The organism is Thalassospira mesophila (assembly GCF_002115755.1).
GTDB classification, from domain to species: Bacteria; Pseudomonadota; Alphaproteobacteria; order Rhodospirillales; family Thalassospiraceae; genus Thalassospira; species Thalassospira mesophila.
The window spans coordinates 255,422-268,132 of sequence record NZ_JFKA01000002.1 but is presented as its reverse complement, the minus strand read 5'-3'; the positions used below and the strand labels follow the sequence as shown (position 1 = coordinate 268,132).

Sequence of the window (12,711 nt, the reverse complement as noted above, 5' to 3'; positions counted from 1 at the left end):
AGACCTCCATGAGTCATCCTCATTGAGATCTGGTATAATCTGCCCCAATTCCCGTTTTCTTTTTTGCCTGCGTCGTGCCCCTGACGCAGGCTTTTTTTTTACAACAAACGCAAAACCCCGCCCTGCGGTGCCAACCCAACGCCGCGATCATGGGCCAGTGCCAACGTCACATCTGCCCGCGCCCCTGCTTCAATATGATACAGCATCATTTCCCCGCATTCGCTTTGCCTGGCAATATCGCGGCAATGGCGCAGGCTGGCATGGCCCAAAACGGCGGCATCATCTTCGAACAAATGGCATTCGTGAAACAGCAGGTCGGCATGGCGATAAAGGGCGATGGATTGCGGCGTTGCCCTTCCATCGCCGCTATAGGCAAAAACCCGACCCGCACAGGCAATGCGCACCGCATGATTGGGCACCGTATGATCGGTGGGCGCAAAGGACAGCGCCATATCCCCCAGCATCAACGGTTCGGGCACCAAATGCCAGTCGATCTGAAAATCCGGTTGCCAGTTTGGGCCAAATCCAAGCTCGATCAGTTTTTCAAGCTGGAAGCGGCCCCAACGGGTGGCCAGAATCAAAAGCGGTTTGCGCCGCCCGTAATCCTGCCATGCGGTCACAACCGGGGCAAACCCCCACGCATGATCGGGATGATGGTGGGTGAAAAAAATGGCATCAATCGCGTTTGGATCCGGCAGGGTCAACAGCACTTCGCGGGCGACACTATAACCGCAATCAATCAGCAATTTTGTGCCATACCCTGTCACGATGGCAGACGAATTTGGCAGGGACGGGTCGTTTGCCGCCCCGGTTCCCAGCACCTGAATTTCAAACATATTGCTTATCTTCCAACCCCGGCCAGGACATCGGCCCGAAGGAAACGTTCGACCACAAACATAAACAACACCGATGGCACCAGCAGCAAAAGGGCCGTGATCGACGCAACCTGATAATTCCCTTCCATCCCGGCGCGAAACATCAACATTGGCAAGGTGGTAATTTCCGGGGCACCAACAAAATAGGTGCCGGTAAATTCATCGAGTGATTCCAGAAACACAAAAATGCCGCTGGCCACCAGACCGGGAAACGCACTGGGAAAACTGATGGTAAAAAAGGTTCGGATCGGCCCGGCACCAATGTCGCGCGCGGCCGCTTCGCATTCCGGGTCCACGGCAGAAAAGGCCGCTGTCGCGATCCAGACCGCATAAACCATGCCATGCAGCGTATGAACCAGCACAACAGCGGGCACCGTGCCGTGCCAGCCAAACTGGTAAAACAACCGGGCAATATTGATATAAACTGGAATATTGGGAAAAGCCTGCGGCACCAAAAACAGTAACAAGATCAGCGCGCGGGCAGGCAGGCGCAACCGGGCCAGTGCATAGCCCGCCGGAACAGCCAGTGACAGGCAAAACATCACGGTAAAAACCGCGATCATCAGCGAATATTGCAATGATTCAACCGCATTGCCGGTGGGCTTGAACACGCGATGCCAAAATTCAAACCCGTATTGCAATGGAAATGTATGGGGGAAATACCAGCGTTCGGTCACCGCCCATAACAGCATGTTGGTCAGCGGGCCAAAAATAATCAGCGCAAAAACAAAAATTGCCAATGCCAGTGCCAGGGTGCCAACAATGCCACCCCCGGTTTTATCGCGCACCCAGTCTGCCATGCTGCGCGGCGGCAGGCCGCTTTGCAAACTGGCATTCATGCGGGAATGTTTCATACCGGTTTGCCCCCTTGTTTAACGCCACGGCGCAAATAAACCCAGGCAATGGCCCCGGTGATACAATAGGAAATCACCCCCAGCGCATTAGCCGTGCCGTAATCGTTATAGGAATTAACCCGAAACGCCATTTCCACGGTGATCATGGTCGGGCTGTGTCCGCTGATCATGACCGGCACCGAAAGAACCGACATCATAATCACAATCGACAAAACCAGAGCCACAATCAGGGTTGGCATGATTTGCGGTACAATAATCTGAAACAAAATGCGCAACCGCCCTGCGCCCACATCGCGCCCGGCATCAATGGTGGATCGGTCCAGCGCGGCCATGGCCCCTGCCACCAGCAAGGTCACAAACGGTAATTGCTTCCAGACAAAGGTAATAATAATGCCGCGCCAGTCGAGAAAGCCGATGGTTTGCAACGGTGTTAATATACCGGCTTCCACCAGCACCCCGTTCATCAGCCCGTTTTTGGCCAGAAAAGTCCGCATGCACTGGGCGGCAACAATAAAGGGAATAAACAAGGGCCAGCGATAAAGGGCGGCCAGAACGCGCACAAAAAACCGGTTTTCCCCCAGCGTCAGATACCCGCCGATCAGGATGGACCCCAGCGCAATCAGACATGCCGAAATACCGACAATAACGATGGTAAATAAAATATCGTCGCCATAAAGCGACAATGCGGTTGCAAAATTCTGCAAGGAAAACTGCGCCGCACCGCCATCTTTGGCGGGCACAATAAACGCATCCACAAATGAATAGGACAGCGGATATATAAACATGACCCCGATCACGGTCAGGGCCGGAAGTACCAGCAAAAAGCCGGCAAACCGGGAAGAATTCATAACCTTATCCACCCAAGACACAAAAGCAGCATTGCCCGCCACAGTCACGCTGCAGCGGGCAATACAGGGAAGCAGCCTTATTCGACGTTCTTTTCATAAGACGTCAGCATCGCATTGAAATAAGGGGCAATCGGAAAGGCTTTTGCCCGTTCAGACAGCTCTTCGGGCTTGATGTCGGTGAACAGCTTGTCCCATGCGGCCTGATCAAGATGACCTTCCAGATATTTGGCATCGATGCCCGGATACCAGTTGAATTTTTCAACAATACCCTTGGCCTGAATTTCCGGGCTGGTCGCCAGTTCGATAAACTCGACCGCCAGGTCCTGATGTTCGCTTTTGGCCGGAACCACATAATACATCGGCTGGCCCGGCATGCCCGGTTTGGGCAGTAACAATTTGACATTCGGGTTCAAACGACCGTCCGCCTGCCAACTGTAAAACATATCAACCCAGACCGGGCCCACGGCAATTTCACCACGATTAAGCATATCAAGCGTCCCGGCATTGCCCGGGGTAAAAGTGACATTTTCGTTGAAGGATTTAAGGCCTGCCATGGCACCGTTCCACTTGGCATCGCCGACCAGGCTTTCCTTGAACGGACCATTGACCATCTGGCTTTCTTCGCCGGTAAAGGCATACATCCAGCCCGCAACAAACGACACACCCGACATGCCATTGCGAATGCCGTTATAACCAAACGCCTTGGGGTTTTCTTTGGCCCAGCCCACCAGTTCGTCATAAGATTTCGGCGGATTGGCCACCAGATCGGGGTTATAGGCAAACGCGGTCTGGGACTGGAACATCGGCAGGACATATCCCTCGACATTCACACCAAGGGCATTTTTTGCGGCGTCCGACGAAACCAGTTTCGCGGTGTCGGCTTTGGCGGTGTATTTTTCCAGAAGATCACTGGAAACCATGCCGCCGACAGCCTTTTGATGCACAACTGCCACATCGATATCAGATGCGGCATTGGCACCTTTCTGGGCTTCAAGCCGTTCAACAATGGCGTTTGAGCCGGCATCGCCCGGCCCAGTGCCAATTACGCGGATGGTGACATCGGGGTGGGTTTCATGAAATTTCGGGGCCAGAAAATCGGTTACGTAATCGGCCATGTTTTGCGAACCGGCGGTTGCCACCGTCAAAACGGTTTCTGCCTGCGCCGAGGATACAAATGCAAGCGCCATAACGCCGGCAACGGAAAATGTCGTCAACTTCATTGGTTCAGACCTCCTGTTAGGCGGATTGGTGCTCCCGGCCAAAGGGGAAACCCTAGGCTGCGCGCGATTGCTCATCGATACGCGGGAACAGATGGAAAGCCCCGAAGGGCATGAAAACCGATACCTTGCAGCCTTCTTCAAACCGTTTGGCATCGTCAATCAGGACGCTGCGCCCACCAATATTGACGGCATGGCGATAAACATCCCCGGGATAGGTAACCTGTTCGATGGTGCCGTTTAAATGCAGCCCCGCGTTTGCACCGGGTGCAACCGCCGCTGCGGCTGCCGGTGTCTTGGCATCCCCGCATTCGCTTAGCCGGGCAGAAACCGACCGGAACCGAATATCGAGCCTGCGTGCCCCTTGCGATGCGGCGCGAACAAGCGTGGCATCGGCAATTTCGCGGCGCGGGCAGGCATCATCACCGCCGATCATTGCCATCCCCCCCGACACGGCAAGATCAACGGTGATGACGTTGCTGGCCCCCATGAAATCGGCCACAAAGCTGTTGGCCGGATGATCATAAAGAGCAGCGGGTGCGCCAAACTGAACAATCTGCCCGTCATTCATCAGGGCCAGTTGATCGGCCATCACCATGGCTTCTTCGCGATCATGGGTCACATGAACCGCGGTAATGCCCAGACGTTTTAACAACGAGCGGATTTCGTGGCGCAGGTCCAAACGAATGCGGGCATCCAGATTGGATAATGGTTCGTCAAGCAGCAGCAAACGCGGTGCCACGGCCAGAGCGCGCCCCAGCGCAACCCGCTGGCGTTGCCCACCCGAAAGGGCGGTTACATTGCGGTCGGCCAGATTATCAAGCTGCAAAAGAGCCAGAATTTCATCGATGCGGCGGGTTATTTCGGCCTTGCCCATGCCGCGCAACCGCAACCCGTAGGCAAGGTTGCCATGCACTGTCATATGCGGCCACAGGGCATAAGACTGAAACACCATGGCGGTGGGGCGTTTTTCCGGCGGCAGGGATGTCATATCCTGCCCGTCAATTAAAACCCGGCCATGGGCGGGTGCGATGAAGCCGCCAATCACGCGCAACAGCGTTGTCTTGCCACAGCCAGACCGCCCCAGCAGGGCCAGAAAGCCGCTTTCGGGTAATTCCAGCGAAACGCCATCCAGAACCCGCTGGCGACCATAACTGGCCGACACATTCTGCACAGATAAAAGCGACGCCATCCCAAACCCCCTGCCCCGGTTAAACACTGCGCAAACCTGTTGTGCACACGAGTGCAGATTATCGGGCGTTGGTAACAATTAAATGACACCGGAACGAAAGTTTTTTGACATCATGTTCGCGCCGAAAAACCCTGATAATTTGAGAATAATTGCCGTTTTTGTGGGGTTTTTCCTTGCCGGTCCGTGCGTCCTGTTCCATAACCTGAATACGATTTCATTTTTTATGCATAAGTGATCATTCATCGCCATGAACACCGCCAAAAAAGACCAGACAAAACACAAGGTTACCTCGCGTGATGTGGCCGAACGGGCCGGTGTGTCACGGTCTGCGGTATCGCGCAGCTTTACCCCGGGTGCCTATGTGTCCGAAACCATCCGAAAAAAGGTTCATATCGCTGCCAAGGACCTGGGATATCTTCCCAATGCCCTGGCGCGCAGCCTGATTGGCGGGGGATCGTCGCTGGTGGCCTTGATCATTGGGCCGATGGCATCGCCCCATGATTCGCTGCTGATCGAGGCGGTGACCTGCAAGCTGGCCGAACTGGGCAAACGGGTTTTGCTGGTGCCGGTGCCCGCAACCCGCGTGGCCGATGACAGCCTGCTCGAAGCGCTGTCCTATCAGGTCGAAGCCGCCGTGGTTTTTGCTGGTACCGTCGGCCAGCAGGCCGCCGAACGCTGTACGCGCATTGGCACCCGTTTGATCCTGTTTGGCCGGGTGGTGGATGTGCCCGACACATGCTGCATCATTTATGACAATGTTGCCGCGGCACAGGCGGCAGGGCGTTATTTACTGCGCAGCGGGCATCGCAAAATTGCCTATATCGGCACCCGGCATAACGCCTTTTCCGACCGCGAACGCCATGCCGGGCTATCCCATGTTCTTCATGAGGCCGGGCTGGAAATTCATGCTTTTGAAAAAGGCGACTATGGCCATGACAGCGGCTATCAGGCCGCCCTTAAAATGTTGGGCAGCATGGACCCGCCCGATGCCATTTTCAGCAGCAATGACGGCATGGCCCTTGGCGCGATTGACGCCGCGCGTGCCCTTGGCATCCGCATCCCAAACGACCTTGCCGTAATTGGCATCGACAACAACCCGATGGGCGACTGGGCCGCCTACCGGCTTACCAGCTGGGGCCTGCCCGCTGATGACATTGCCAAGGTTATTGCCGATGAAATCATCCATAAAACCGCGCCGGAAAATAACGATGGCGATACTGATGTTGACGCAACAGCAAACCATCCCCGCACCATCCGCCTGCCCCTCACGCTTACGTTGCGCGAAACAACCCGGCGCATGACATCGTGATCAGCGGTTGCGGTTGCGGTTGCAGTTGCGCCACCGCCTCACCCTGCCATATCGCACCGCCGAAACCGAAATGAGTTATTTAATCACCCCAAGCACGGCCAGACTTTCATAACGCTTGATATAGGGCTGGACCAAAACCCGATCGACAAAGGCGCTATAGTCTTCCATATCAGCGACCTTGACGCGCAAAACAATGTCATGCGCGCCGGTAACATGGTCGCATTGCACAACTTCCGGGGCCTTTGCCAGCTCGGCGCGCAGCAAATTATACCGGTCCGGTCGGTCGTTATTAAGGGTAACCAAGACCACCACCGTCATGCGTTTGCCAAACACACGCGGGTTAATAACCGCAATGTCGCGTTCGATAACACCGCTTTCGCGCAACCGCTGCACCCGGCGCAAACAGGCCGCCGAGGATAACCCTACCTGCTGCGCAAGCGCGCTTCCGGTCAGCCGGGCGTTTTCCTGTAATAATTCCAGCAATCGGTGATCGAATTTATCGAGCTCAGCCACGATGATTTAACCCCCGAAATCGATGTTTTCTGCTCGGGCAAACAATGGCCGAAGGTGGATGCGAAAAGAAATCGTTTTTTACGAAAATTTGCGAAATTGTCGCGTAAAACCCCAAACTTTGCGCCCCCTTCGCGCAGGCAAAACCCTAATTTGAGGACGGGTCGGACATATTCCGGTCCTTCATTAGCAAACTGGGAGCCAGCGCCATGTCTGGATATATGCCAACCACCCTTCGCAACGTTAACACCCTTGGCGGCAACCGGCCCGGTGTCGGCATGCGCGATGCATCATCCATTTGGGGCTGGCTTCACTTTTTGGAGCAAAAATGGCTAAAACACCGCAAAATTGCCCGCGATGCCGCCTGGTTACGCAATGCCCCGGCACATCTGTTGCACGATATTGGCCTGTCGCGCGACGAAATCGACCGGGTTTGTAAAACCGGGCGAAAAGATAGCGGGCAGGAACAGAGACAGTAACCGCATGCCCCCTTGCCGCAATTCCCGCAACGAGATTGCCAACAGATTGCCACCACCTCGCAAAAAAAGGGGAAGCAAGCGTCCCCCGACACTTGCTCCCCTGCCGCATTTGCGGGCTCCCCGAACCGGGTAATATTTATGGCAACTGCCGAACCTAAATTGCCAGATACTGATCGCGCAATTCCGGGTCATCAAGCACCTCTTGCGACGTACCATCAAACACCACCTGCCCGGCATCCATGATAATGGCGCGGTCTGCCAGTTTCAGGGCGGCAATGGCGTTTTGCTCGACAATGATGGTGGTAATCCCCAGCTCCTTGACATTTTGCAGGGTCTTTTCAATTTCCTGCACAATGACCGGGGCCAGTCCTTCATAAGGCTCATCTAACAGCAAAATCTTGATATCGCGTGCCAGCGCACGGCCAATCGCCAACATTTGCTGCTCGCCCCCTGAAAGCGTAATCGCCTCTTGCAAGCGACGTTCGCCAAGGCGGGGAAACAGTTCGTAAATCCGCTCGATGCTCCAGCCATGTGGCGGGGCGATCTGGGCCAGCTCCAGATTTTGCTCCACCGTCAAACCGGGAATAATACTGCGGTCTTCGGGGACAAGTTGCAGCCCAAGACGGGCGGCTTGCCACGATTTCATTTCGTGAAGCGGCTGGTGATCGAGCCAGATTTCCCCGTGTTTCAGCTCGGGGTTTGACATCCGGGCAAGGGCGCGCAAGGTCGATGTTTTACCCGCCCCGTTGCGCCCCAGAAGGGCAATAATTTCGCCTTCGCGAATGTCAAAACTAACCCCTTGCACGATATAGCTTTCGCCGTAATAGGCGTGAATATCCCACACCGAAAAGAATGCCGGGGACGACCCGCGTGCAGGAACCGGCTTCGATGTTGGCACCTGTGCATTCATAGGGTTTCTCCTCCGAGATAGGCTTCTTTAACCTTGGGATCGTTGCGCACTTCTTCGGGTGTGCCTTCGGCAATAATCGCCCCCTGTGCCAGAACACTGATGCGATCGGCCAGGCTGAACACCACATGCATGTCGTGTTCAATGATAATCTTGGTCATGCCGCGTTCCTTGATCCGTTGCAGCAATTCAATCGTGCTGTTGGTGTCATGGCGCGACATGCCCGCCGTGGGTTCATCAAGCAAAAACAGTTTGGGGTCCTGAATAAGGCACATGGCGAGTTCCAGCCGGCGTTTATCCCCGCGTGACATCGACCCTGCAACCTTGTTGCGGTCCGCAATCAGGCCGACATCTTCAAGGATATGTTCGGCTTCCTCGCGAATACCGCGTTCGGCAAACAGGCTTTTGAAAATACCAAAACTGAACTGACCATCGCGCTTGGCAAAGGCCGGGATCATGATGTTTTGCAAAAGCGTCAGGTCCGGGAAAATTTCCGGCGTCTGAAACACACGCGCCACACCCAGCTGGTTAATTTCGTGGGGCTGTTTGCCGGTCAAAACCTGATCGCCCAGCAACACCCGCCCGCGACTGGGCGCAAGCCGGCCAACAATCACGTTCAGAAAGGTCGATTTCCCGGCCCCGTTCGGGCCGATAATGGCATGAACGGTGCCTTCCTCGACCCGCAAATTGATGTTGCTAAGGGCCTGCAAACCACCAAAAGACTTGCTGACGTCGGTGACGTCAAGAATGACATTACCCATCGATCAGACCTCCCCGGTGGAATGTTGAGTATCAGAAGATCCATCGTCAGCAGGTTTTTGACGCCGATCACGGATCATGCGGCTGATTTTGCCATAGCCTTCCATCAGGCCCCCTGGCAGGAAAATCACGATCAGCATAAAGACAATACCGAGCAACAACTGCCAGCCTTCACCCACAAACGGGCTGATGATGGCGGTTAGAATGTCGTTCAGCCAGTCGGGCAAAAACGAAAACATGTTGTGCAACACACTATCGTTAAACGCCGAAAAGATGTTTTCCAGATATTTGATGATCCCGGTACCAAGAAGCGGACCAATAAGGGTGCCCGCACCGCCGAAAATAGTCATCAGCACCACTTCACCCGATGCCGTCCATTGCATGCGTTCAGCACCCGCCAGCGGATCGGTCATGGCCAGAAGTGACCCGGCCAAACCGGCATACATGCCCGAAATAATAAACGCGGTCAGCAAATAGGGCCGGGTATTATAACCGGTATAAGACATGCGGGTCTGGTTGGATTTAATCGCGCGCAGCTTCATGCCAAACGGCGAATGGAAAATACGCATGGAGATAAAAAACGCCACGATCAGAATAATGGCGCATATGTAAAACCCGGTATAGCCCGTGCCCTCCAGCCCAAACAGATTGGTATTTGGCAGGCCCGATGTGGCTTCGATCCCGGCCATGCGGTCAATCACGCGCGGGTCAGCCTGATTTAATTGCAGGCCGGTTTCGCCGTTGGTAATCGGGGTGAGCACCGAATAGGCCAGATTATAGGACATCTGGGCGAAGGCCAGTGTCAGAATGGAAAAATAGATGCCTGAGCGGCGCAGCGATACAAAGCCGATCAGCCAGGCAAACAGCCCCGCCAAAAGCGTCGCAAAAATAATCGCCGGAACCACATTCATCGACAAAAGTTTGAACGACCAGACCGCCGTATAGGACCCCACCCCTAAAAAGGCAGCATGCCCGAAGGACAAATAGCCGGTTAGCCCAAACAGAATGTTATAGCCAATGGCAAAAATGCCAAAAATCATGAATTTTTGCATCAGGTCGGGGTAAGCCGCCCCGAAAGGTTGCAACCACAGCGGCATGGTCAGCACCACAGCCGACAGCACAACCATATAAAGCAGTTCCTGCCGCGGTGTTGCGATTTGCGTGTTTGACATATCAGTTCTCCATCACGCCCCGGCGGCCCATCAGTCCACGCGGACGGGTCAGCAGGATAATCACGGCGACAAGGTAAATAATAATCTGGTCAATGCCCGGAATGATCGATTTAACCTCGGTCATCGAGGAAAAGGACTGCAAAATCCCCAGCAGGAACCCGGCGGCAACCGCACCGCGCAACGACCCCATACCCCCGACAACAACCACGACAAACGACAACACAAGGAAGTCCATGCCCTGATGGTAATCAGGCGGCAAAATCGGCGTGTACATAACCCCGGCAAGGCCCGCAACCACGGCAGCCAAACCAAAAACAATGGTAAAGCGGCGTTCAATATCGATGCCCAGCAATTCAACCGTTTCGCGGTCCGCCATGCCAGCGCGCACCACCATGCCGTAGGTGGTAAAGTTAAGAAACGAGAACACACCCGAAATAATAACAACCGAAAACAGCAGATAAATCAGGCGCCACCACGGATAAACCACCGCGTCGCTTAAGCCGATCCAGCTGCCAATCGCGGCAGAGCCCGCGACAATATCAGGCGCGCTGATCGGAATGGGATTGGCCCCGAAAAAGGTTTTCACCAGTTCCTGCAACACAATTGCCAGGCCAAAAGTTACCAGAATTTGCTCGGCGTGAGAGCGTTTGTAAAAATAACGGATCAGGGTGCGTTCCATTAAAATGCCCAGCCCCAGCATCACCGGGATCGACACAATAATGGAAATCGGCACCACCCAGTCGATAATCGCCGATCCGGTTTTGCCAAACCACAATTCCAGATAGGGCGTTTCCTTGTAGGCATCGAAAAATGTTACTGACGGGTCCTTGACCTTGGCCGAAATGGTCAGGATTTTTTCCATCGTGACAGCACAAAATGCGCCGACCATAAAGATTGCGCCGTGGGCAAAGTTGACAACACCCAATGTGCCGAAAACCAGCGTCAGACCCAGGGCAATCAGGGCATAGGCCCCGCCCTTGTCCAATCCGTTCAGGATTTGCAGAAAAATCGCGTCCATGAGCTATCCGCCGCCGAAACTATACAGGATCTATTTGGGACCAGAGAAACCGGCCCGACAGGAAGGCAATGGTGCCGGGTACAAAGCACCCGGCACCAGAGAATTGCAGCGCAGATCAGACCTTGTACGGGCCCAGTTCCCCGCCGAACATATCGGCCGGGTATTCCACCTGCGCACGCGGCACATGTTTGACAACTTCAAGAAGGTCAAATGCGCTTTGCGGTTTTTCTTTCCCGCGCACAACCAGCACATCCTTGAAGCACTGGTGGTCTTCGGCACGATACAGCGTCGGGCCATTGCCCATGCCGTCGAACTCATAACCTTCAAGCTGCTTGATCACTTCCCACGGTGCAAAGGTGCCCGCCATTTCGCAGGCATTGGCATACAGCAATGTCTGGACATAGCAGGTGTGGGCGGCCTGTGACGGCGGGAAGCCGTATTCCTGACCAAAGGACTTCACAAAGGCCTGCGACCCGGCATCGCTCAGCGACCAGTGCCAGTTGGTGGTGCCCAGAATACCTTTGGCGGCATCACCGGCACCCTGTGCCATCAAACGCGAATAAAGCGGCACGACAATTTCAAATTTCTTGCCGTTGACCATTTTGTCTTTCAGGCCGAACTGAACGGCCTGGGTCAGGGAATTGACCATGTCCTTGCCGTAATGGTTCAGGATCAAGACATCGGCACCGGAATTAAGAACCGGGGTGATATATTGCGAAAAGTCGCCCGCACCCACCGGAGTACGCACGGCATTAACGGTGGTCCAGCCAATATTTTCGGTCGCGGCTTTGATCGATTCTTCCTGGGTCCAGCCCCAGGTGTAATCTGCCGTCAGATGATAGGCCTTGCGATCGGTGCCATATTCATCCTTAAGCACCGGTGCCAGTGCCTGGCCAGACATATAGGCGTTAAAGAAATGGCGGAAGCCATAACGCTTTTTGTCCTTGCCAGTGGTGTCGTTGGAATGGGTCAGGCCGGCCATGAAAATCACGCCCATTTCCTGGCACAGGCCCTGCACGGCAACCGCAACACCCGACGACGAACCGCCGGTGATCATTGCGACATTGTCTTTTTCAATCATACGCTTGGCCGATGCACGGGCCGCGTCGGATTTGGTCTGGGTATCGCCGGTAACGAATTCGACCTTCTTGCCTAAAATACCGTTACCCTTAAGGTTATTGGGCTTCATGGTATTGAGCATGCCGCCGTCGCCTTCACCATTAAGGTGTTTGACGGCCAGTTTATAGGCCCGCAATTCGTCGGCACCTTCATCGGCATACGGGCCGGTCTGCGGCACGTTAAAGCCCAGAAAAATGCTTTTCCCGCTACCGGGATCGCCACGAAAGGAATCGGCGGCATAGGCATTGCGAATAAAGTGCATCGGTGCGGTTGCGCCAATAATTGCAGCACCCGTTGTTAAAGCCGACCCTTTAAGAACGGTACGGCGTGACACATTACGGATGATCTTGTTCTCGGACATTAGGGTTCCTCCCCAATTGCTGGGATGCGTTTCAGTGAAATGCAAAGGCCGGGATTTTCTTGAACGTTTTGTTATGCGACCTGACAAGACA

The 12,711-nt window shown here is 54.7% G+C and carries 13 protein-coding genes; 2 read left to right on the top strand and 11 right to left on the bottom strand.

Annotated features, from left to right (window positions below; genetic code table 11):
• Positions 1–98: 98 nt before the first annotated feature.
• The 5 genes from TMES_RS05625 to TMES_RS05605 form a co-directional block, all read right to left on the bottom strand.
• A complete protein-coding gene (locus tag TMES_RS05625) occupies positions 99–836 on the bottom strand; it encodes an MBL fold metallo-hydrolase (RefSeq protein ID WP_085580348.1) in 738 nt (245 codons plus the stop codon).
• 5 nt (positions 837–841) lie between these two features.
• On the bottom strand, positions 842–1,729 hold the full coding sequence (locus TMES_RS05620) for an ABC transporter permease (protein WP_245835227.1): 888 nt from the start codon (positions 1,727–1,729) through the stop codon (positions 842–844).
• Positions 1,726–2,577 carry an ABC transporter permease gene (locus TMES_RS05615; RefSeq protein WP_085581193.1) on the bottom strand — a complete coding sequence of 284 codons (852 nt, stop codon included), beginning with the start codon at positions 2,575–2,577 and terminating at the stop codon, positions 1,726–1,728. The genes TMES_RS05620 and TMES_RS05615 overlap by 4 nt, the downstream gene beginning before the upstream one ends.
• A gap of 77 nt (positions 2,578–2,654) precedes the next feature.
• Positions 2,655–3,797 carry an extracellular solute-binding protein gene (locus TMES_RS05610; RefSeq protein ID WP_143589551.1) on the bottom strand — a complete coding sequence of 381 codons (1,143 nt, stop codon included), beginning with the start codon at positions 3,795–3,797 and terminating at the stop codon, positions 2,655–2,657.
• A 52-nt stretch (positions 3,798–3,849) separates the two neighbouring features.
• On the bottom strand, positions 3,850–4,986 hold the full coding sequence (locus tag TMES_RS05605) for an ABC transporter ATP-binding protein (RefSeq protein WP_085580346.1): 1,137 nt from the start codon (positions 4,984–4,986) through the stop codon (positions 3,850–3,852).
• Between the two features lie 247 nt (positions 4,987–5,233).
• Between TMES_RS05605 and TMES_RS05600 the strand changes: the two genes are divergently transcribed.
• Positions 5,234–6,295, top strand: a complete 1,062-nt coding sequence (locus tag TMES_RS05600; protein WP_085580344.1) for a LacI family DNA-binding transcriptional regulator — start codon at positions 5,234–5,236, stop codon at positions 6,293–6,295.
• 75 nt (positions 6,296–6,370) lie between these two features.
• Here TMES_RS05600 and TMES_RS05595 read toward each other — a convergent pair whose 3' ends face one another.
• Positions 6,371–6,808 carry an Lrp/AsnC family transcriptional regulator gene (locus TMES_RS05595; RefSeq protein ID WP_085580342.1) on the bottom strand — a complete coding sequence of 146 codons (438 nt, stop codon included), beginning with the start codon at positions 6,806–6,808 and terminating at the stop codon, positions 6,371–6,373.
• Between the two features lie 206 nt (positions 6,809–7,014).
• Between TMES_RS05595 and TMES_RS05590 the strand changes: the two genes are divergently transcribed.
• Positions 7,015–7,284 (top strand): DUF1127 domain-containing protein, encoded by a 270-nt coding sequence (locus TMES_RS05590; RefSeq protein WP_085580341.1) that lies wholly within the window; start codon positions 7,015–7,017, stop codon positions 7,282–7,284.
• Positions 7,285–7,438: 154 nt separating this feature from the next.
• Here the strand turns inward: TMES_RS05590 and TMES_RS05585 are convergent, their stop codons facing one another.
• The 5 genes from TMES_RS05585 to TMES_RS05565 all read right to left on the bottom strand — a co-directional run bounded on the left by TMES_RS05585 (position 7,439) and on the right by TMES_RS05565 (position 12,620).
• Positions 7,439–8,194 (bottom strand): ABC transporter ATP-binding protein, encoded by a 756-nt coding sequence (locus tag TMES_RS05585; protein WP_085580339.1) that lies wholly within the window; start codon positions 8,192–8,194, stop codon positions 7,439–7,441.
• Positions 8,191–8,952, bottom strand: a complete 762-nt coding sequence (locus TMES_RS05580) for an ABC transporter ATP-binding protein (RefSeq protein ID WP_085580337.1) — start codon at positions 8,950–8,952, stop codon at positions 8,191–8,193. The genes TMES_RS05585 and TMES_RS05580 overlap by 4 nt, the downstream gene beginning before the upstream one ends.
• A gap of 3 nt (positions 8,953–8,955) precedes the next feature.
• Positions 8,956–10,122, bottom strand: coding sequence for a branched-chain amino acid ABC transporter permease (locus TMES_RS05575; protein WP_085580335.1), 1,167 nt, complete (start codon positions 10,120–10,122; stop codon positions 8,956–8,958).
• A 1-nt stretch (position 10,123) separates the two neighbouring features.
• Positions 10,124–11,140: a branched-chain amino acid ABC transporter permease gene (locus TMES_RS05570; RefSeq protein ID WP_085580334.1), complete on the bottom strand. Its 1,017-nt coding sequence runs from the start codon at positions 11,138–11,140 to the stop codon at positions 10,124–10,126.
• Positions 11,141–11,255: 115 nt separating this feature from the next.
• Entirely contained in the window at positions 11,256–12,620 is a 1,365-nt protein-coding gene (locus TMES_RS05565; protein ID WP_143589550.1) for a substrate-binding protein, read from the bottom strand.
• Between the last annotated feature and the right edge of the window lie 91 nt (positions 12,621–12,711).